Origin of the sequence: Streptomyces bluensis, assembly GCF_014650715.1 — a bacterium.
Taxonomy (GTDB): domain Bacteria; phylum Actinomycetota; class Actinomycetes; order Streptomycetales; family Streptomycetaceae; genus Streptomyces; species Streptomyces bluensis.
In genome coordinates, this window is sequence record NZ_BMVM01000007.1 from 290,130 (window position 1) to 311,282 (window position 21,153).

At 71.3% G+C, this 21,153-nt stretch carries 16 protein-coding genes and 1 pseudogene; 6 read left to right on the forward strand and 11 right to left on the reverse strand.

Annotation, left to right across the window (positions count from 1 at the left end):
* Positions 1–25 precede the first annotated feature (25 nt).
* Both IE262_RS19970 and IE262_RS19975 read left to right on the forward strand, forming a co-directional pair.
* Positions 26–409 (forward strand): nuclear transport factor 2 family protein, encoded by a 384-nt coding sequence (locus IE262_RS19970; RefSeq protein WP_189875271.1) that lies wholly within the window; start codon positions 26–28, stop codon positions 407–409.
* Positions 406–1,254, forward strand: coding sequence for a lipocalin-like domain-containing protein (locus IE262_RS19975; protein WP_189875273.1), 849 nt, complete (start codon positions 406–408; stop codon positions 1,252–1,254). The genes IE262_RS19970 and IE262_RS19975 overlap by 4 nt, the downstream gene beginning before the upstream one ends.
* Positions 1,255–1,425: 171 nt before the next feature.
* On the opposite strand, the gene IE262_RS19980 is transcribed toward IE262_RS19975, so the two are convergent.
* From IE262_RS19980 to IE262_RS20010, 7 genes are all read right to left on the reverse strand, one after another.
* The gene (locus IE262_RS19980; RefSeq protein WP_134028177.1) at positions 1,426–2,943 is read right to left on the reverse strand and encodes an NCS1 family nucleobase:cation symporter-1; all 1,518 of its coding nucleotides are present in this window, start codon (positions 2,941–2,943) and stop codon (positions 1,426–1,428) included.
* A gap of 112 nt (positions 2,944–3,055) precedes the next feature.
* The gene (locus IE262_RS19985; RefSeq protein WP_134028179.1) at positions 3,056–4,075 is read right to left on the reverse strand and encodes a TIGR03842 family LLM class F420-dependent oxidoreductase; all 1,020 of its coding nucleotides are present in this window, start codon (positions 4,073–4,075) and stop codon (positions 3,056–3,058) included.
* Positions 4,076–4,216: 141 nt separating this feature from the next.
* Positions 4,217–5,620, reverse strand: a complete 1,404-nt coding sequence (hydA, locus tag IE262_RS19990) for a dihydropyrimidinase (protein WP_189875275.1) — start codon at positions 5,618–5,620, stop codon at positions 4,217–4,219.
* A 196-nt stretch (positions 5,621–5,816) separates the two neighbouring features.
* Positions 5,817–7,106, reverse strand: coding sequence for an aspartate aminotransferase family protein (locus tag IE262_RS19995; protein ID WP_134028183.1), 1,290 nt, complete (start codon positions 7,104–7,106; stop codon positions 5,817–5,819).
* Positions 7,103–7,945 carry a nitrilase-related carbon-nitrogen hydrolase gene (locus tag IE262_RS20000; protein ID WP_189875277.1) on the reverse strand — a complete coding sequence of 281 codons (843 nt, stop codon included), beginning with the start codon at positions 7,943–7,945 and terminating at the stop codon, positions 7,103–7,105. The genes IE262_RS19995 and IE262_RS20000 overlap by 4 nt, the downstream gene beginning before the upstream one ends.
* 164 nt (positions 7,946–8,109) lie before the next feature.
* Entirely contained in the window at positions 8,110–9,750 is a 1,641-nt protein-coding gene (locus IE262_RS20005) for a hypothetical protein (RefSeq protein WP_189875279.1), read from the reverse strand.
* 376 nt (positions 9,751–10,126) lie between these two features.
* A complete protein-coding gene (locus IE262_RS20010) occupies positions 10,127–10,378 on the reverse strand; it encodes a helix-turn-helix domain-containing protein (protein WP_134028189.1) in 252 nt (83 codons plus the stop codon).
* Between the two features lie 496 nt (positions 10,379–10,874).
* On the opposite strand from IE262_RS20010, the gene IE262_RS20015 reads away from it, so the two are divergent.
* A complete protein-coding gene (locus IE262_RS20015) occupies positions 10,875–13,451 on the forward strand; it encodes an ATP-dependent Clp protease ATP-binding subunit (RefSeq protein WP_189875404.1) in 2,577 nt (858 codons plus the stop codon).
* A gap of 50 nt (positions 13,452–13,501) precedes the next feature.
* Here IE262_RS20015 and ggt read toward each other — a convergent pair whose 3' ends face one another.
* A complete protein-coding gene (gene ggt, locus IE262_RS20020) occupies positions 13,502–15,301 on the reverse strand; it encodes a gamma-glutamyltransferase (protein ID WP_189875281.1) in 1,800 nt (599 codons plus the stop codon).
* 106 nt (positions 15,302–15,407) lie between these two features.
* On the opposite strand from ggt, the gene IE262_RS20025 reads away from it, so the two are divergent.
* On the forward strand, positions 15,408–16,166 hold the full coding sequence (locus tag IE262_RS20025) for a hypothetical protein (protein WP_189875283.1): 759 nt from the start codon (positions 15,408–15,410) through the stop codon (positions 16,164–16,166).
* Between the two features lie 42 nt (positions 16,167–16,208).
* Positions 16,209–16,439: pseudogene (locus IE262_RS20030) on the forward strand (acyl esterase); the annotation flags it as partial.
* Positions 16,440–17,268: 829 nt separating this feature from the next.
* Here the strand turns inward: IE262_RS20030 and IE262_RS20040 are convergent.
* Positions 17,269–17,709: a DUF6278 family protein gene (locus IE262_RS20040; protein WP_134028193.1), complete on the reverse strand. Its 441-nt coding sequence runs from the start codon at positions 17,707–17,709 to the stop codon at positions 17,269–17,271.
* Positions 17,710–17,875: 166 nt separating this feature from the next.
* Between IE262_RS20040 and IE262_RS20045 the strand changes: the two genes are divergently transcribed.
* On the forward strand, positions 17,876–19,648 hold the full coding sequence (locus tag IE262_RS20045) for an SGNH/GDSL hydrolase family protein (protein WP_189875285.1): 1,773 nt from the start codon (positions 17,876–17,878) through the stop codon (positions 19,646–19,648).
* Positions 19,649–19,664: 16 nt separating this feature from the next.
* On the opposite strand, the gene IE262_RS20050 is transcribed toward IE262_RS20045, so the two are convergent.
* Positions 19,665–20,444 (reverse strand): exodeoxyribonuclease III, encoded by a 780-nt coding sequence (locus tag IE262_RS20050; protein WP_189875287.1) that lies wholly within the window; start codon positions 20,442–20,444, stop codon positions 19,665–19,667.
* A gap of 51 nt (positions 20,445–20,495) precedes the next feature.
* On the reverse strand, positions 20,496–21,131 hold the full coding sequence (locus IE262_RS20055; RefSeq protein WP_134028199.1) for an MBL fold metallo-hydrolase: 636 nt from the start codon (positions 21,129–21,131) through the stop codon (positions 20,496–20,498).
* Positions 21,132–21,153: the final 22 nt, after the last annotated feature.

Here is a 21,153-nt window from a genome sequence, read left to right on the forward strand (position 1 = left end):
CACCACACGAGAACGAGGAAACGCGATGACTCAGACGACCGAGACGGTGGTCGACCGCTACATCACACTCGTGGACCGTGCGGTGCACGAGCCGCAGGCACTGGCGGAGCTTGGATCGGTGTTCGCGCCGGAGGCCACCGTGCGGTTCGGCGACCTCCCACCGGTGACCGGCCTGGCCGACATCACGGAGTTCTACCGGCGCTTCTACTCCGACATGGCCGACAGCAAGCACGTGTGGACCACCACGGTGCTCGGCGACGGAACACTCAAGGTCCGTTTCATCGCGGCGTGGCGTAGCCTCGACGGCCAACTCGCGTCCCAGGGCGGCACCGAGCGCGTGACCGTGGACGCGAACGGGCTGATCACGGAGCTGCTGGTCCTCGGTCCCGAGACGGAGGAAGCACGATGACCACGTCCCACCCCACACTGATCAGTGCCGCCGACGACCTCGCCGCGACCGCCCCCGGCAAGAACGACTCCTGGTGGTTCGCCTCCAGGCTCCACGACGGGGACGGAAACGTCTTCTGGGCGAAGATCCACGCGATGGAGGCGGAGGGAGCGTGTCACGCCACGGTCGCGCTGCTGCGGGAAGCGGACGGCCACACCAGCAACAAGCACACCGTCGAGCCCCTGCACGACGTGAAGCTGCCGACGGACCGCCTCGACGTGCAGACATCGGTCCTGAACCTGAGCGGCGACCTGGACGAACTCAAGATCTCGGGCACGACGGACACCGCGTCGATCCGGCTGGCGCTTCGGCGGGAAGAACCGGTGCTCTTCAGTGGTGGCAGCGGGTTGTTCCCCTTCTTCGGCGGAACGACCGGGCAGTTCGCACTGCCCGGTCTGATCGCCTCAGGAACCATCACCGTCGAGGGGGTCACACATCGGCTCACCGGACGCACATGGTGCGACCGCCAGTGGCTTTCCGAGACCAGCGAACCGCTTCGCTTCCTATGGCTCGGACTCGATCTCGGAGCGGGCCGCTACCTCAGCGTCTGGGACACCGGGGGAGACGGCACGTCCTGGCTCACCGCGTTGCAGGAGGACGGCTCGCACTTGGTCACCCACGCTCGGCGAACCGAGCGCGACGGTCGCTGGATCCTGACGATCCCCGGACTCGACGCACGACTGGAGATCAGGCCGCGCAGACTGGACGGCACTCAAGGCGCCAACTCCCACGTGTGTTCGGTGACCGGGACCGTCGACGGCCACGAGATCACCGGGCACGGCTACGCCGATGTCGTCGGACACTGAGGTTGTGCAGCGGCGCGTGCTCTGACCGTGATGACCTCTCGGCGCGGCCGATGATCGGTCCTGACGCCGGCTGTGGTGCGGCGGCCGATGCAGCCGTCATGAACTGCTCCGGCACCGGCGCCTGTAAGGCCTGCTTCGGGGCGAACCCGGTCGCCCCGCAGCAGATGCCCCTCAGGTCCGCTTTCGCTCTCCGGCCATCAGGAGGACGTAGACGGCGAGCGAGGCTCCCAGCCCCACGGCCCACCCGTAGTCGGCGAGCGGCTTGAGGAAGGGGATGATGCCGTCGGCCGGGAACGGTCCTGCCTTGTTCCCCTTCTCGTCCAGCGTGGAGTACGAGCCACCGACCGCCAGCACACCGCCGACCGCGAAGGCGACGACGGCCCGCCAGTTCCAGCCGCCCGAGTACCAGTACCGCCCGCCTTCCAGATACAGGTCGGCGAGGTGCAGCACGGTCCGCCGGATGATCCAGTAGTCCGCGATGAGAATGCCCGCCACCGTGCCGAGCAGTCCGCCCACCACACCCAGCCACGTGAAGATGTACAGCTCGGGCGTGGAGGTCAGCTTCCACGGCATCACCAGGACGCCCACGATGCCCGTGATGACCGCGCCCGTACGGAAGTTGATGACCTTCGGGGCGAGGTTCGCGAGATCGTACGCGGGTGAGACCACGTTCGCCGCGATGTTCACGCTGATCGTCGCCACGAGGACCGTGATGAGCGCGAAGAGCAGGCCGAAGACGTTGTCGGTCCTGCCGGCCAGCTCGACCGGGTCCCAGATCGCCACCCCGTAGACCTTCTCCGAACCGGCCGTCACCAGGACCGACATCAGCGCGAAGAGGGTCATGGTGGTCGGCAGCCCGAGGGTCTGGCCCCAGACCTGTGCCCGCTGGCCCTTTCCGAAACGGGTGAAGTCCGGGATGTTGAGACTGAGGGTGGACCAGAAGCCGATCATGCCCATCAGGCCCGGGAAGAAGACCTTCCAGAAGTCCGCGCCCCAGCCGACCTTCGACGGCTCGTGCAGCAGCGGACCAAAACCGCCCGCCTTGTTCGCGATCCAGACCAGGAGCACCACCGCGCCGACGAGGACGAACGGCGCCGCCCAGTTCTCGAACCGGCGCAGGGTGTCCATCCCCCGGTAGATGATGGCCAGTTCGAGCACCCAGAAGATCACGAAGCAGAGCCACAGGGTCCACGGGTAGCCGCCGATCCTCGCGGCGTCCGTCCAGCCGCCGAAGATCTTGCCCAGGAGGATGAAGATGCCCTGGCCGCCGATCCACGTCTGGATGCCGAACCAGCAGCAGGCCACCGCCGCCCGCACCATCGCGGGCAGGTTCGCGCCGCGCATGCCGAAGGAGGCGCGGGCCAGGACCGGGAAGGGGATGCCGTACTTGGGTCCCGCGTGGCCGGTGAGCAGCATCGGGAGCAGCACGATCACGTTGGCGAGCGCGATCGTGAGGACGGCCTGTTTCCAGTCCATGCCCAGGGCCACCAGTCCCGAAGCGAGCGTCCAGGACGGGATGCAGTGGGCCATGCCGATCCACAGGGCCACGAAGTTGTAGGTGGTCCAGCGGCGTTCGGCGAGGGGGACGGGGCGCAGGTCGTCGTTGGCGTAGCGGCTGCCGGCCGGGTAGGCGTCGCCGGCCAGCTCGATGGCCGGGTCGGGTATGCGGGGTGGGGCGGTGTCGGTCATGGGCAGCAGTCCGTTCTGGGGAGGGGAACGAGGGACGGCTACTGTGCGGGTGCCGTGAACTGCCGTGCTGTGGTGGTGAGTCGCTGTCGGGGCAAGAACCCTGAGCCGTGGGTCATGCGTTCACCGCCGGGATCACCTCCCGGCCGTACTGTTCGATCACCTTCTCCTTCGCGTCGTGCATCGCGTACACGGCGAACTGGTCGACGCCCAGTTCCCGCAGCGCACGCAGCTTTTCGACATGCGCGGAGGCCGGGCCGATCAGACAGAAGCGGTTGACGATCTCGTCCGGCACGAACGCCGTGTCCGGGTTTCCCGAGCGGCCGTGGTGCGCGTAGTCGTAGCCCTCACGCGCCTTGATGTACTCGGTCAGCTCGTCCGGCACCATCCCCGAGTGGGCGCCGTACCTGGCGACCAGGTCGGCGACATGGTTGCCGACCATGCCACCGAACCAGCGGCACTGCTCGCGCGCGTGGGCGAGGGCCTCGGGCGAGTCGTCGTCGGTCACGTACGCGGGCGCGGCGACACAGATCTTCACCTCGTCCGCCGAACGGCCCGCCGCCACCGCCGCGTCCCGTACCGCCCTGACCATCCACTCCGTGAGGAAGGGGTCGGCGAGCTGAAGGATGAAGCCGTCGGCCTCCTCGCCGGTCATCTTCAGTGCCTTGGGCCCGTACGCGGCCATCCACACCGGGACTTCGGCCCCGGGGCGCACCCACGGGAACCGGACGACGGTGCCGCCGAGGTCGGCTTCCTCGCCCCGCCCCAGGGCCCTGATCACCTTCATCGCGCCACTGACCCGGGCGAGGGTGTTCGGGGTACGGCCCGCGACCCGCATCGCCGAGTCGCCGCGGCCGATGCCGCACACGGTCCGGTTGCCGTACATGTCGTTCAGCGTCGCGAAGGTGGAGGCGGTGACCTCCCAGGTCCGGGTGCCCGGGTTGGTCACCATCGGGCCGACGATCAGGCGCTCGGTCTCCGCGAGGATACGGCTGTAGATGACGAACGGCTCCTGCCACAGCACGCACGAGTCGAACGTCCACCCGTGCGTGAAGCCTGCCGCTTCCGCCCGCTTCATCAGGTCCACGACCCCGGAGGCCGGCGGGTCGGTCTGCAGCACAAGTCCGAAGTCCATGATGTTCCCCTTGCTGTTCAAGTGCCCAACACGCGATCCGCACGTCCCCCGCGAACCGCTGAACGGTCCACACACACCGAGCCTCGCCACGCTGACGGCGCGAGCAACCGTGCCGCCGACTCCACGCCCATGGCCGGTCGGCTAGTCCAGGTACTGGCACGTCCCCCGCGGCGTGTACGTCCCGTGCCCGGCACGGCCGGTGAACTCCCTCTCCGTGATGACCAGTTCGCCGCGCGACAGGACCGTCTCGACCCGGCCGGTGGTGCGCCTGCCCTCGTACGCCGAGTAGTCGACGTTCATGTGGTGGGTCTCGGCGGACATGACCTGCTCGGCGTGCGGGTCGTAGATGACGACGTCGGCGTCGGCTCCCGGGGCGATGGTGCCCTTCTTCGGGTACAGGCCGAACATGCGGGCCGGGGCCGCGCAGGCGATCTCGATCCAGCGACGGCGGGAGATGTGCCCGTCGACGACGGCCTGGTGGAGCAGGTCCATACGGTTCTCGACACCCGGGAGACCGTTGGGGATCTTGGAGAAGTCGCCGCGGCCGAGCTCCTTCTGGCCGGTGAAGCAGAAGGGGCAGTGGTCGGTGGAGACGACCTGGAGGTCGTTCGTCCGCAGCCCCTTCCACAGCTGGGCCTGGTGCTCCTTGGGCCGCAGTGGCGTGCTGCACACGTACTTCGCGCCCTCGAAGTCCGGCTCCGCCAGGTTGTCCGTGGACAGGAACAGGTACTGCGGGCAGGTCTCACCGAAGACATGGAGCCCCTCGTCGCGCGCCCTGGCCAGCTCGGCGACCGCCTCCGTAGCCGAGACGTGCACGACGTACAGAGGCGCACCGGCCACCTGGGCCAGCTTGATGGCGCGGTGGGTGGCCTCGGCCTCAAGGAGTGCCTTGCGGACCTCGCCGTGGTAGCGCGGATCGGTTTCGCCGCGGGCCAGCGCCTGCTCGACGAGCACGTCGATCGCGATGCCGTTCTCGGCGTGCATCATGATCAGGCCGCCGTTCTCGGCGGAGCGCTGCATGGCGCGCAGGATCTGACCGTCGTCGCTGTAGAAGACGCCGGGGTACGCCATGAACTGTTTGAAGGAGGTGACGCCCTCCTCCACCAGCAAGTCCATCTCCTTGAGCGTCTCCTGGTTCACATCGGAGACGATCATGTGGAAGCCGTAGTCGATGGCGCACTGGGCGTCGGCCTTCGCCATCCAGGCGTCCAGACCCTCCCGCAGCGAGTGGCCGACGCTCTGCACGGCGAAGTCGATGATGGTGGTGGTGCCGCCCCAGGCGGCGGCTCGGGTTCCGGTCTCGAAGGTGTCGGAGGCGGAGGTGCCGCCGAACGGCAGCTCCATGTGCGTGTGCGCGTCGACACCGCCCGGGATGACGTACTTCCCGGTGGCGTCGATGGTGCGTTCGGCCGTCCAGGCCTCGGCGGCCGGGGTGTCGCTCGCGGCGAGGGCGGCGATACGGCCGTCCTCGATCAGGACGTCGGCGTGGATCTCGTCGGACGCGGTGATGACGAGACCACCGCGGATGACGGTACGGCTGCTCATACGTTGACGCTCCGCTGGGTTGTGGTCGGAAGGTGCGGGTTGTCGGTGGCTTGTCGCTCCCCCACTCTCGGCTTCGCTCGCGCGGGGGACCCCCATCGCGGCGGAGCCGTACAGGGGCACAGCCCCGCGCCCCTGACGGGGCGCCCGTCCTCGTCCGCGTGCCGGTCCTCGGGCACGCCCTCTTACCGCAGACGCCTCACGGCTGGACGCTCCTCAGGGCGCTCTCCAGGATCTCGGCGCCCTCCTCCGCCTCGGCGACGGTCAGCGACAGCGGCGGGGCGATGCGCAGGGCGCTGGTGTTGTGGCCGCCGCCCTTGCCGAGGAGCAGTCCCCGCTCGCGGGCTGCCTCCAGCACGGCGGACGCCGCGTCCGGGTCGGCCTCGTCCGTGCCGGGCTTCGCCAGCTCGATGCCGATCATGAGCCCCCGGCCGCGTACCTCCCGTACGGCCGGAACCTGCGCGGCGACGGCCCGCAGCCGCTCGATGAGCAGCCCGCCGACGCGCCGGGCGTTGCCCTGGAGGTCGTGCTCCAGCAGGTAGGTGAGGTTCGCCAGGCCCGCGGCCATCGTGATCTGGGTGCCGCCGAAGGTCGAGATCGAGTTGCTGTCCAGGCAGTTCATGATCTCGGCGCGGGCGACGACGCCGCCGATGGACATGCCGTTGCCGATGCCCTTGGCGAAGGTGAGGATGTCCGGCGGCCCGCTGTGGCCGTGGGCCTGCCAGCCCCAGAAGTGGTCACCGGTACGGCCCCAGCCGGTCTGCACCTCGTCGGAGATCCACAGGATGCCCTGCTCGTGGAGCACCTCTCGGAAGGCCGCGTACAGGCCGTCGGGCGGCGCGGTGAAGCCGCCGACGCCCTGGATGGGCTCGGCGATGAGGGCGGCGGGTGGACGGGTGTGACCGAGGAGGTCCTTCAGGTCCTCGACGCAGGCCGCGATGAAGTCGGCGTCGCTGAGGTCGGCGAACGGGCCGCGGGTTCGGACGCCGCCGTGGACGTACAGCGTCTGGAGCGGCGACAGCGAGGTCGGGGACCAGCCCTTGTTGCCGGTGATGCCGACCGCGCTGAAGGAACGCCCGTGGTAGCTGTTGCGCATCGCCAGGATCTGGTTGCTGCGGCGGTACGCGGTCGCCAGCAGCAGCGCCGTGTCGTTGGCCTCGGTGCCGGAGGTGGTGAAGAAGACCCGCGCGTCCGGGATGCCGGACAACTGCGCGACACGCTCGGCGAGTTCGACCATCGGCCGGTTGAGGTACAGCGTGGACGAGTGGATGATCCGCCCGGCCTGCTCACTGACCGCCTTGGTGACCTCGGGCAGCGCGTGCGCGGTCATCGTGGTGAGGATGCCGCCGAAGAAGTCGAGGTACCTGTTGCCCTCGGCGTCCCAGACGTGGCGGCCTTCGCCGTGGGTGATCTCGATGGGGTTCGCGTAGTAGAGGGCGAGCCAGTCGGGCATGACGGCCCTGTGCCGCCCGAGCAGTTCGTTGGTCACGGCTGCACCAGTCCTTCGTAGGCGTCGGGGCGGCGGTCACGGTAGAAGGCCCACTGCTGTCGTACGTCCTCGATCAGGTCGAAGTCGAGGTCCCGTACGACGAGTTCCTCGGTCTTGTCGCTCGCGGTCCCGCCCACGAACTGTCCGCGCGGGTCGACGAAGTAGCTCGTCCCGTAGAAGTCGTTGTCCCCGTACTCCTCCTGGCCCACACGGTTGATCGCGGCGACGAAGTACTCGTTGGCGACGGCGGCGGCGGGCTGCTCCAGCTGCCACAGGTGGGCGGACAGGCCGCGGGAGGTGGCGGACGGGTTGTACACGAGCTGGGCGCCGTTCAGGCCGAGCTGCCGCCAGCCCTCCGGGAAGTGGCGGTCGTAGCAGATGTAGACGCCGACCTTGCCGACGGCCGTGTCGAAGACGGGCCAGCCCAGGTTCCCCGGTTTGAAGTAGTACTTCTCCCAGAAGCCCTTGACCTGCGGGATGTGGTGCTTGCGGTACTTGCCGAGGAAGGTGCCGTCGGCGTCGATCACGGCCGCGGTGTTGTAGTAGAAGCCGGACTGCTCGACCTCGAAGACGGGGACGACGATCACCATGCCGGTCTCGCGGGCCAGCTCCCGCATACGGGTGACGGTCGGTCCGTCCGGCACGGGTTCGGCCCAGGAGTAGTGCTCGGGCTCCTGGACCTGGCAGAAGTAGGGTGCGTTGAAGACTTCCTGGAAACCGATGACCCTGGCGCCCTGCCGGGCCGCCTCGCGGGCGTGCTCGATGTGCTTGTCGACCATGGACCCGGTGTCGCCGGTCCAGGTCGCCTGGACCAGGGCGGCGCGTACGACGTTGGCCATTTCAGCTGCTCCTTCGACGGGGACGCCAGAGAGCCTCTACGCCCGTAGACACAGGCGGTAGATGGTCGAACGTAAGCCTCCCCGCCCACCTGGGCAAGACCATCGCCGTTAACCGGACGAGTCGATCATGTTTCGCACCCCTCCGGGTGACCGCCCGTGCCGGGTCAGGCGGTGAAACCGGCGACCCGGAGGGCGTGGACGAGGTCCCAGTGGCGTTCCTCCGACACACGCCGCGCGGCCTGGAGGAGCAGCGGTCCGAGGCGCTGCGGGTCGGCGGCCACGCTGCGGACGGCTTCTTCGGGCGTACGGATACGCACGTACGCGTCCAGGAGCGCGCGCACCTCCCGCTCGCACCCCTCATCGGCGAGAGCGAGGACGGAGGCGCCGATCTCGGCGGCCGGGCGGGCCACGCCCTGCCGCAGCAGTTGCTCCCCGTCGACCGTGCGCCCCGCCTCGGCCAGCGCGTCCGCGGCGGCCACGAGCTTGTCGGCGGGGAGCGAGGCGGCCTCCCACAGGAGGGTGGCCCAGTCGGCGCCGAGGCCGACGCGGTGCAGTTCGGCGGCGAGCAGCGGGTAGCGGGCGGCGGGCCAGTGGGCGGCCTCGGCGAGCAGGACGTGTGCCTCACCGCTGCGCTGGTCGCGCCGCAGGGTGAGCAGCGTCTGGACGGTCACGATGATCTCCCGGCGGGCCTCGTCGTCGAGCGGCTGCCGGCGCTGCGGCTGGGGCTGGGCGGCCGCGGCCGTGTCGGCCACGCCCGCGAAACGGGCGCCTCGGGGGGTACGGGTCGCGGGGGCGGCCGGGGCGGGTTCCGCCGTCGTGGGGACGACGGCGGCGGGGGGCGTCTCCTCGGCGTCCATCATCCCGGCGAAGCGGGCGCTCCCCCGGGGGCGGCGTTTGGACTTGGTGCGCTGCTTGGGGGCCGGGGCGGCGGGGGGCTCGCTCCGCGGCTCGGACGCGGGAGCGGTGCCCCCGGGGTCGGCGGGGGCGGCCGGGCCCGGCGCGTCGAAGCGGAAGCGGTCCTCCGTGTCGAGGGGCCCTGGGGCGCGGGGACCGACTCCTGGCCGGGAGCGGGACTCGTCCGCGCGTACGGCGCCGGCCGGTGCTTCGGCCCGCCCCGGGTGGTCGCGGTGGTCCGGCGCCTCGCCGGTACGGCCGTGGGGGGCCCGTGCGTCGTGTGTCCGGCCCTGGTCCCCGTCCTCCCACCGGTCGTGGGTGCGGCCGCGGTCCGGTACCCGGAAGACGGCCCCGGCGTCAGCCTCCTGAAAGTGCGGCGCGCCCCGCGTGGGTGTGTGCGGGGCGCGGCGGGCGAGGTTCGTGAGGCGGGCCCGGATCTCGGCGCAGCGGGCCGTGGCGCGCTCGTGGTCGTCCTGGGCCCAGGCCAGGTCGAGTCGGAGGGCCTCGGCCTCTTCGGGGGTGGCGGCCGTCTGGAGCCGCTCGGACAGCTCGGCGGTGCGCTCGGCGGCGTAGCGCTGTTCGCGGATCATGACATCGAGGCGGTCGGCCAGGGCGTCACGGGCGCCGGGACGGGCGTCGTGGGCGGCGAGCGAGGCGCTGTGCAGGACGCGGGCCCGGTCGGCCTCCTGGGCGGCGGCCGCGGGACCGTAGGCGGTGGCGAGGTCCTGAAGGAGCGCCTCGACCACGTCCCAGGGCGGGACCTCCCAGCCGTCGAGGCAGGCGCGCATGCCCTCGGGGTCCCGTTGCCAGAACACCGCGCACCAGCCGCCGCCCGGATCGAGCCGGGTCAGCAGCTTGTTCAGGTAGATCGCGAACTCCCTTACCTGCCCTGGGAGTTGGTCCACAGCCATCGCTCGACTCCCGCCAGACTGGAGTGCTTCGGTGCCGTAGACAACACCAGTCGTGTTACGGGGATGCTACGAAGAGTTTTCCGAACGAGCGCGGTGTGCTCTGCGGCGTCAGGTGATACCTGTGCGTGACCTTTTCGCGGGCGGACAACAGAAGGCGAACGAGGGGAGTACTACGACGACGGGACCCGGACGACAGGGCCTAGGGCCTGTTGCGAAAGTCCCGCCTGCCCGGCGACACCCGGCACGCCCTCTCGCCGCACCGGGCACAGGCCCAAGTACATCCAGTACGAGGGCCTGCGCCCGGCACGCCGAGAGCACGCACCGGACGCCGCCGGGCCCGCCCTTCGGGCGGACGACGGGACTTTCGCAACAGGCCCTAGACGGGGGCGGGTACGCACTGGCCGGCGAGGGTGTCCATCGACAGGCCCAGCACGTGGGCCAGCGCCGCCACCGTGAAGAAGGCCGGGGTCGGGGCGCGGCCGGTCTCGATCTTGCGGAGGGTCTCGGCGGAGATCCCGGCGGCGGCGGCGATCTCGGCCATGCTCCGGTCACCACGGGCCTCGCGCAGCAACCGCCCGAGCCGCTCCCCGCGCTCTCGCTCTTCGGGGGTCAGGGGGTTGCGAACCATGCCCCCATTTTAATACCGACCCCCGTCGGCCGACCTGCTACGGCAGTGAGACCCGCACGGCCGAGCGCGCGCCGGCGGCCGACATCGGCGCCGCGGTGCGACCGCATCGGCGACATCGCGCATGCCATCGGCTCGCCGGCCATCGGGCCCAAGCTCATCGGTGGGGTGGCAAGGCCGGGCGCGTTCAGGTGTAACCCCGGGGTGATCGGGCACTCGCGTGCCGAACGAACACCTCGATCGGCGAGGGTGCCCGGGGCCGGGACGCCAAGCGGGTCCGGGGAAGCGCGGGGGCGTTCCCGCGTCGTTCGGTGCGTGCTCTCGGCGTGCCGGATGAAGGCCCCTCGTAGCGGAGCTACGTGGGTCTTCGGCCGGTGCGGCGAGTGGGGGTACCTCCCACGCCCTTAAGGCAGTGGGGGAGCGTGCCGGGCGGCGTGGGGACGTGGCTGCGCTTCCCCGGGTCGCTCTGGACCGGCAGCGGGCCCCGGAACGGATGGCCATGACCAGCGGCTTCCCCGGTCCGCAGGGCTACGGCCCGGACCCCTTCGGAGAGTTCCTGGCACGCTTCTTCGGCGGGCCGCACCCCCAGCGCGTCGACATCGGACGGCTGATGAGCAGGCAGGCCCGGCAGCTGATCGCCGACGCGGCCACATACGCGGCCGACCACGGCAGCAGCGACCTCGACACCCAGCACCTGCTGCGCGCAGCGGTCGCCATCGAACCCACCCGAAGTCTGCTGGCGGGCGCCGGCGCCGATCCCGACTCACTGGCCACCGAGATCGACCAGCGGATCGGTCCGGGCGGACAGCAAACCGGCAACGGTCCGTCGCCCTCGTCGCTCTCCCTGACCCCCGCGGTCAAACGGGCCCTCCTGGACGCCCACGAGCTGGCCCGGGTCAAGGGCACCGGCTACATCGGCCCCGAGCACGTCCTCACCGCCCTGGCCGCCAACCCGGACTCGGCGGCCGGGCACATCCTGAACGCCCGCCGGCTCACGCCCCCCTCGCTGCCGTCCGAGGCACCGGAGTCGTCGGCGGCGGGCTACCCGGCGGGCGTCCAGACGCGCCCCGACCGCCAGCAGCGCGGCCCCACTCCGACGCTCGACAAGTACGGCCGCGATCTGACCGAGCTCGCCCGGCAGGGCCGTATCGATCCCGTGATCGGCCGGGACGAGGAGATCGAGCAGACGGTGGAGGTGCTGTCCCGGCGCGGCAAGAACAACCCGGTGCTGATCGGTGAGGCGGGCGTGGGCAAGACCGCGATCGTGGAGGGGCTCGCCCAGCGCATCGCCGACGGGGACGTGCCCGACGTCCTGGGGGGCCGCCGCGTGGTCGCCCTGGATCTGGCGGGTGTGGTCGCCGGGACCCGGTTCCGCGGTGACTTCGAGGAGCGGCTGACGAACATCGTCGACGAGATCCGGACGCACTCGGGGCAGCTGATCGTGTTCATCGACGAGCTGCACACCGTGGTCGGCACCGGCGCCGGGGAGAGCAGCGCGATGGACGCGGGCAACATCCTCAAGCCGGCCCTGGCGCGCGGCGAGCTGCACATCGTGGGCGCCACGACGCTGGAGGAGTTCCGCCGGATCGAGAAGGACGCGGCCCTCGCCCGCCGCTTCCAGCCGATCCTGGTGCCCGAGCCGACCGTCGCGGACGCCCTGGAGATCCTGCGAGGTCTCAGCGACCGCTACGAGGCCCACCACCAGGTCCGCTACACCGACGAGGCGCTGGTGGCGGCCGTGGAGCTGTCCGACCGCTACCTCGCCGACCGGCAGCTCCCGGACAAGGCCATCGACCTGATGGACCAGGCGGGCGCCCGCGTACGGCTGCGCGCCGGCACGAAGGGCACCGACGTCCGGTCCCTGGAGCGCGAGATCGAGCAGCTGACCCGGGACAAGGACCAGGCGGTCGCGAACGAACAGTACGAGCAGGCCACCCAGTTGCGTGACCGTATCGGCGAGCTGAAGCAGAAGGTCGGCGACGCCGGCACCGAGGTGCGGTCGACCGACGACGGGCAGCACCTGGAGGTGACCGCCGAGGATGTCGCCGAGGTGGTCTCCCGCCAGACCGGCATCCCCGTCAGCAGCCTCACCCAGGAGGAGAAGGAACGTCTGCTCGGCCTGGAGGAGCACCTGCACCAGCGGGTCATCGGGCAGGACGAGGCGGTGAGCGCGGTGTCCGACGCGATCCTGCGCTCGCGGGCCGGTCTGGCCAGCCCCGACCGGCCGATCGGCAGCTTCCTCTTCCTCGGTCCGACCGGCGTCGGCAAGACGGAGCTGGCCCGTGCGCTCGCGGAGGTGCTGTTCGGCAGCGAGGAGCGGATGGTGCGCCTCGACATGAGCGAGTACCAGGAGCAGCACACCGTGAGCCGCCTGGTCGGCGCGCCGCCCGGTTACGTCGGTCACGAGGAGGCCGGCCAGCTCACCGAGACCGTGCGCCGCCACCCGTACTCGCTGCTGTTGCTGGACGAGGTGGAGAAGGCCCACCCGGACGTCTTCAACATCCTGCTTCAGGTCCTCGACGACGGACGGCTCACCGACGCCCAGGGCCGGACCGTGGACTTCGCCCACACCGTCATCGTGATGACCAGCAACCTGGGCTCCGAGGCGATCGCCCGGCGCGGTTCCGGTCTGGGTTTCGCCGCGGGCGGCGCCGAGGCCGACGAGGAAGCGCGGCGCGAGCGGATCCTGCGTCCGCTGCGCGAGCACTTCCGCCCGGAGTTCCTCAACCGCGTCGACGAGATCGTCGTCTTCCACCAGCTCACCGACCAGCAGTTGCGGCGCATCACCGACCTGTTGCTGGAGCAGACCCGGCGCCGCCTGCACGCGCAGGGCGTCACGATCGAGTTCACCGAGAGGGCCGTGGACTGGCTGGCCCGCCACGGCCACGAGCCGGAGTACGGCGCCCGCCCGCTGCGCCGCACCATCCAGCGGGAGGTCGACAACCATCTGTCGCGGCTGCTCCTCGAAGGGCGCCTCTCGGCGGGCGGCCGGGTGGTGGTGGGCGCCGAGGACGGGCGGCTGACGTTCGACACGCCGCCGCCCGCCCCGGTCTCCGGCCCGGATACCGGGAGCTGAGCCGGGGACGGGCTGCCCCGGCGCCTTAGCACCCGGCCCCGGCTACGGTGCTACGGCGTCGGCCGTACCACCATCGCCGAGCCGCCGCCGCGTCGTACGGTCTCGGCGGCGGCCAGCCACTTGCCGTTCGGCAGGCGCTGGACGCCGGTCGCGGCGCCGATCTCCGGGTTCTGCCGGAAGCCGTGGCCGATGGCTTCCAGTTCGGCCTTCAGGGGGCTGCTCCACAGGCCGGGTTCGAGTTCGGTGGTGGTCTGGTTGCGCTGGCTGGCGCGCGGCGCGGCGATCGCGTCGACCAGCGGCTGACCGCGGTCGAGGAAACCGGTCAGCGTCTGCAGGACCGTCGTGATGATGGTCGCGCCACCCGGCGAACCGAGCGCCACCACGGGCTTGCCGTGCTGGTCCAGCACGATCGTCGGCGACATCGACGAGCGGGGCCGCTTGCCCGGACCCGGCAGGTTCGGGTCGTGGACGGCCGGGCTGGCCGGGGTGAAGGAGAAGTCCGTCAGCTCGTTGTTGAGGAGGAAACCGCGGTCCGGGACGGTGATGGCGCTGCCACCGGTCTGCTCGATGGTGAGCGTGTACGAGACGACGTTCCCCCACTTGTCGGCCACGGTGAGGTGGGTGGTGCTGTCGCCCTCGTACGTCGTCGGGGCCGCCGTACCGCTCGTGTCGCACTTCGCCGGGTTGCGCGGGTCGCCGGGCGCCACCGGGCTGGTGAGCACCGCGTCGTCCTTGATCAGGCACTCCCGCGCGTCGGCGTATTTCTGCGACACCAGTTCCTTCGTCGGTACGTCCTCGAAGGCGGGGTCGCCCACCCAGCGCCCGCGGTCGGCGAACGCGATCCGGCTGGCCTCGATGTAGCGGTGCAGGTACTGGGCGTCACTGGCCTTCGACAGGTCCGTCCGCTCAAGGATGTTGAGCGCCTCGCCGACGGTCGTGCCGCCCGACGAGGAGGGCGCCATCGCGTAGACGTCGAGGCCGCGGTACGAGGTCTTCGTGGGTGCCTGGAGCTTCGTGCGGTACGCGGACAGGTCCTTCAGCGACAGGTCGCCGGGGCGGGCGGTGTAGCCGGATTCCGGGTCCACCGGCGGCTCGTTGACGGTGTCGACGATGTCGCGGGCCAGTGTGCCGCGGTAGAGGGCGCCGGCGCCCTTGCGGCCCAGTTCCTCGTACGTACGGGCCAGATCGGGGTTCTTGAAGGTGGAGCCGACGACCGGCAGTTCGCCGCCCGGCAGGAAGAGCTCGGCCGTGTCCGGGAAGTACCGGAACCGGGTCTCGTTGGACGCGGTCTGCGAGCGGAAGGTCTCGTCGACGGTGAATCCGTCGCGGGCGAGCCGTACCGCGGGCTTCAGCAGGGTGCCGAGCCGTTTGCTGCCCCAGCTGTCCAGCGCTGTCTGCCAGGTGGCGGGGGTGCCGGGCGTACCGACGCTCAGACCGCTGCTGACCGCGTCGGCGAAGGGGACGGCCTTCCCGTCCTCCACGAACAGGTTCTGGTCGGCGGTCAGGGGCGCGGTCTCGCGGCCGTCGACGGTGTGCACCGTGCGGGAGGCGGCGTCGTAGTAGACGAAGTAGCCGCCTCCGCCGATGCCCGCCGAGTACGGCTCGGTGACGCCCAGGGCGGCGGCCGTGGCGACCGCCGCGTCGACGGCGTTGCCGCCGCCGCGCAGCACCTCGATACCGGCGGCTGAGGCATCCGGGTCGACGCTCGACACGGCGCCGCCGTAGCCGACGGCGACGGGCTCCTTCCGGGCACCGTCCTGTCCGGCGGAGGGCGGCGCCGCGGCCCCCACCGACATCACCGCGGCCGAAACCGCCAGAAGCGCCAGTCTCCGTGCGACAGGGCGAGTCATCCGCTACCTCCAGTTGACGACCGTCCGCGCAGCGTAACTCGCTTGCCATGGGCGCGTCAGGGCGACCCCGGACAGGGTTGGGGAGCGCCCGCTAGCATGCGCGCCCATGAATGCCGAAGTGACCGACCTCGTCCTGACCGTGATCGTGGCGGGCGTCGCCGCCGCGCTGGGCTGGACCGCCCGGACCTATCTGTGGAAGCGGAAGCTCAACCGCAAGCAGGCCTTCTTCGGTTTGCCCGACAACGCCGAGTCACTGCTGGTGGTGAACCGCGAGGCCACCGGCGGCCCGGATCTGACAGTGACGCGTCACGATGTGTCCGCGCTGCTCGAACTCGCCGCGCTCATCAAGGACTGCGGTGCGCACGCGCAGATCGTCGCGCACGACGCGACCCAGCAGGGTTTCGGGGAGCGAACGGAGTTCTGCGTGGGCCACCCGGCCCCGAACCGCCGTATGGCGGCCCATCTGGCGTCCCTGCTGCCGGGCGTCCAGGTGAACTCCGACCCCGAACCCGGTCCGGACCGGGGCGCCTTCCTGATCGGCAAGGAGCAGTACCGGCTGGAGGCCGGCCGCAGCGAGTACGTCCTCCTGGCCCGGCTCACCGCGGACCAGGGCCACACGGCCCGCCCGGTCTTCCTGTTCTGCGGCCAGCGCGCGGTCACCACCCAGGCGGCGACCCGCTATCTGTCCCGCAACCACGAGCGGCTGGCCCGCAAACACGGCAACAACACCTTCGTCCTGCTGCTGAAGGTGGTGAACTCGCAGGCGTACGGCCCCGACGTGGTCGAGCTGGTGGCCGATGTGACGAAGGCGGCACAGACCCCGATACCGGCGGTGGTTCCGCGCCCCTCACACCGCGCTTCATAGATGTCCAGGGGGCTGACAACGGGCGGGGGCTCCCCCGACAAGGTCACCGGAACCGAGGAGAGCGGCACCCTCGTCGCACACCTCTACGACGTGGGGCCGCTCGGCCTCGTCAGGCTGGTCAGCCACGACGTTCCGTCAGGTCACCGTCTTGCCCTCGTCGTCAACACGGTCGACCCGCTCCGCATCGAGCACAACCCGTCCGGCGCGCAGCTGACCTTCTCCTCACCGCGGCGCGGTTCCTCCTATGTGTCGGTGCCGCTGCGCGAGCAGTGATCTCCGGCTGCCACCGGGCGGGTCTGGCCTTGTGAGCTGCTGCCCTCCCCCTACGGTCCCGGGTCCCGAACGGGGGTGAACGGCACATCGTAGTCGACCGACTGACAGACGAAGGCGGGGTGTTCGCCCGTACCGGGGCCCTCACCGCCATCGGTCGTCGGGCGTCCTGTCATGAAGTCCGCTCCCCCGCTCAGTGGCATGTCCCACCCTGCCCACCCTCGCTTGTGTCGCCGAACCCGCAAACTATCCGGACAGGAACGGACTTGATATGCGACACGCATCGATCACGAGTTAGCCGTATTTTCACGGTGGGATGGCTTGGGGGCTGGGGGGCTGGGGGCGCAGGCCCGGGGGCCGGGAGGCCCGAGGCCGGGCCCTGGAGGCCGGGAGGCCCGGAGGCCGGGAGGCCCGAAGGCCCGGAGGCCCGGGGGCCGCAGACTCGAAAGCCGGGCCGCAGACCCGGGCCCGTAGGCCCGGGGGCCGGAGGCCCGGAGGCGGGAGGCCCGGGGGCCGGAGACCCGGAGGCGGGAGGCCCGGAGGCCGGAGACCCGGAGGCGGGAGGCCCGAAGGCCCGGAGGCCCGAAGGCCCGGAGGCCCGGAGGCCGCAGACTCGAAAGCCGGGCCGCAGACCCGGGGCCGGGAGGCCCGGGGCCGGGAGGCCCGGGGCCGGGAGGCCCGGGGCCGGGAGGCCCGGGGCCGGGAGGCCCGGGGCCGGGAGGCCCGGGGCCGGGAGGCCCGGGGCCGGGAGGCCCGAAGGCCCGAAGGCCCGAAGGCCGGGGCCGCAGACCCAGGCCCGAAGGGCCGGGAGCCGCAGGTCCGGAGGTTGGGGCTATCCCTCTGCCACCTCGGCATACAGCTGCGAGAGCTCCGGCGCCCCGTGGGCCGCCCATGCGTGGCCGGTGGCGACCACGTCGATCTCCCGGCCGGTGGCCAGCCGCACCACGGGCCGGCCGCTCGGCAGGAACGTCCAGCCCGCTCCGGGGACCGTGCGCACGATGACGGTGCCGAGGTAGAGCCCCGCGTCGTTCCCCAGCCACGGCAGCATCTCCTCGTCGTCGCGCCAGCGAGGCACGAGCTGGTCGAGTGCCTCCAGCGCGGCGGCGGTGTCGTCGAGTTCGACCCCCGCATCGTCCGCCTGTGAGCGCAGCAGCTCGCACTCGGCGAGGAGCTCCGCGATCCCCTCATGATCACCGTCACCGCCGGAGAGCACCGCGACGCCGAAGGCGGGACCGTGCTTCTTGCGCCAGTTGCCCAGGAAAGGGATGTTCATATCACCAGCGTCGCATTCACGCCCCCCGGCGCACCACAGGCGCGCGGAGCCGTCCGTTCCCGTGGAGTTCGCCCCCAGTTCGTGCACGCCTCATTGACGGGTCTCTGACACCTCTTTAGCTTCAGGGCGCAACTGTCACCACGGTGGTCAGGGAGAGGGGTCGCGAGTGCGTCGACGCGTGTGGGGTACGGCTGTCGTGCTCGGTCTGCTGGCGGCCCTCGCGCCGGTCGCGTCCGCCCGGGCCGCCGGCACCGCCGGCGGCGGCCCGCTTCCGCTGGAGCGGCACTTCGACAACAGCGCGGTCAGCGACGACGCAAGGCCGGGCGAGGCGGACTTCGACGGCTCCGGTGCCTCGCTGTCGGCCCAGGATCTGGCCGCCGCCGGCTGGACGCCCGGCCGCTCGCTGACGGTGCAGGGCGCCCGCCTGACCTGGCCGCGCCGAACGGCGGGCGAGCCGGACAACGTACGCGCCGACGGGCAGTCCGTACGGGTGCGGGGGCGCGGCGACGCGCTCGCGTTCCTCGTCGCGGGCACGAGCGGCACCACGACGGCTGGTACGGGGGCGGTGCGGTACGCGGACGGTACGCGTTCCGCGTACCGTCTGACCGCCTCCGACTGGCGCACCGGGCCGCTCGCCACGAAGGCGGTGGCGCTGCCGCACATCAACACGCCGGGCGGCCGGCTCGCCGAGAAGGCACGGCTGTACGTGGTGACGGTGCCGATCGTGCGCGGGCGTGAGGTCTCGTCGGTGTCGCTGCCCCGTAACCCCGCCCTCCATGTCTTCTCCCTGGCGGTGCGGCCCATGGCTTCCGGCTGGACCGGGAGTTGGGCCGCCTCTTCCTCCGGCTACACGGCCGTCGGGCCGTGGACGGACCGGACGCTGCGGCTCGTGGTGCACACCTCCGCGGGCGGACCCCGGGTCCGCATCCGGCTCGACAACACCTTCGCGGCGGCGCCGGTGCGGATCGGGAGCGCGACCGTGGCCGTGCAGGCCGAGGGGGCTGCCGCGAGGAGCGCGCCCGTACCGCTGTCGTTCCGGGGCGCCGCGGGGACCGAGATCCCGGCGGGGGCACAGGCGTTCAGCGATCCGCTCGGCTTCGAGGTGCCCGCCAACGCCAATCTGCTCGTCAGCTTCCACCTGCCGGGGACGGTCACGGCGGCACCCGTGCACCGGATGGCCATGCAGACCTCGTACGTCAGTGAACCGGGCGACCACGCGAGCGACGGCTCGGCGGCGGCCTACACCTCGACGATCACCACATGGCCGCTGCTCACCGGTGTGGACGTGGGCGGTGGGCCGGGGTCCGTGGTGCTGCTCGGCGACTCGATCACCGACGGCGACAAGTCCACGCCCGACGCCAACCGCCGCTGGCCCGACGTGCTGGCGCAGCGACTGCTGCGGCAGGGCCCGCGGCACAACGCCGTGCCCGCTTACGGGGTCCTCAACCACGGCATCTCGGCGAACCGTGTGGTCACCGACCGCTACCCGGGCGACGGGGTCTCGACCGACACGGGCGGGGTCAGCGCCCTGCACCGCCTCGACCGCGATGTCCTCGCCCAGACCTCCGCCCGTACCGTCGTCGTCTTCCAGGGCGTCAACGACGTCCGCTGGGGCACCACCGCGGACCAGGTCATCGCCGGGCTGCGCGAGATCGCGGCCCGTGGGCATGCGCGAGGGCTGCGTGTGCTGGCCGCGACGATCGCGCCGTGCGAGGGCGAGGCGCGCTGCACGGCGGCCGTGGACACGGAGCGTTCCGCGGTGAACGCGTGGATCCGGGGCGCGGACGAGTTCGACGGCGTGCTCGACTTCGACGCGGTGCTGCGCGACCCGGAGCGCCCCTCACGGATGCTGCCCGCCTACGACAGCGGGGACCATCTGCACCCCGGCGACGCGGGGCTGGCGGCCCTGGCGGACTCGGTGGATCTGAAGCTGCTGTAGCGGCTGCTCCTCCGGGTCACACCGCCAGGTCCACGACCACCGGCGCGTGGTCCGAGGCACCCTTGCCCTTGCGCTCCTCGCGGTCCACGTACGCGTCCTTCACGGCCTTGGTGAACGGCTCGTTGGCGTACACCAGGTCGATGCGCATGCCGCGGTTCTTGGGGAAGCACAGCTGGCGGTAGTCCCAGTACGTGAACGGGTGGTCGTACTTGAGGGGGCGCGGGACCACGTCGGAGAGGCCGGACTCCCGCAGGGAGGCCAGGGCCGCGCGCTCGGCGGGAGTGACGTGGGTGGAGCCCTCGAAGGCGGCCACGTCGTAGACGTCGTCGTCCGTCGGCGCCACGTTGTAGTCGCCCAGGACCGCGAAGGGGCGGCTGCCCGCCGCGTCGCCCGCGACGGCCGCCTTGAGGGCCTCGAACCACTGGAGCTTGTACGCGTAGTGGGCGTGGTCCACCTCGCGGCCGTTCGGCACGTAGACCGACCAGACGCGGACCGGACCGCAGGTCGCGGAGATGGCGCGGGGTTCCTCGACACCCTCGTAACCGGGGTCTCCGGGCAGGCCCTTGACGATGTCGTCGAGGCCGACGCGGGAGATCACCGCCACTCCGTTCCACCGGCCGGTCGCGTGGACCGCCGCCTCGTAGCCCAGCTCGCGCAGTTGCTCGAACGGGAAGCCCGACTCGGCGATCTTTGCCTCCTGGAGGCACAGCACGTCCGTGCCGCTGCTCTCCAGCCAGGCCAGGAGCCTGGGCAGGCGGGCGGTGATCGAGTTCACGTTCCAGGTCGCGATGCGCATGTTCCACAACCTACCCGGCGGGTCCGACAACACGGTCCGCGGCCGGTGGCCTCACAGTTCCGCCGACGCTCCGGGTGCCAGCCGCAGGTGCTCCGCGCCGCCCAGGGCGCCGATCTGGTTGTCGTAGATCGGGCGGGCCAGGTCGGTGAGCAGGGCGTCGTGGATGTCGTACGCGCGCCGCGGCCTGACCTCCCTGACGTAGTCGATGACCTCGGAGATCTTGTTCCAGGGGGCCATGACCGGGAGCATCAGCGTCTCGACCTGCTGGTCGGGGACGGTGAGGGCGTCGCCGGGGTGGAAGACTCGGCCGCCGTCGACGAGGTAGCCGACGTTGGTGATCCGCGGGATGTCGGGGTGGATGACGGCGTGGAGTTCGCCGTGGACCTGGATGTCGAAGCCCGCGGCGGTGAACGTGTCGCCGTGGCCGACGGTGTGCACCCGGCCCGGGAACGCGGCGGAGATCCTCTCGGCGACGGACCTGAGGGTCCAGATCCGGGTGGCGGGGTCGCTCTCCAGGCCCGCCCGGAGCCGTGCCTCGTCGAAGTGGTCGGGGTGCTCGTGTGTGACCAGGATCGCTTCCGCACCGACCGCGGCGTCCTCCTCGCTGAAACCGCCCGGGTCGATGACGAGCGTGCGTCCGTCCTTCTCCAGACGGACGCAAGCGTGCGACTTCTTCGTGAGCTTCATGGGCCCATCCTGCCCCGGCGGG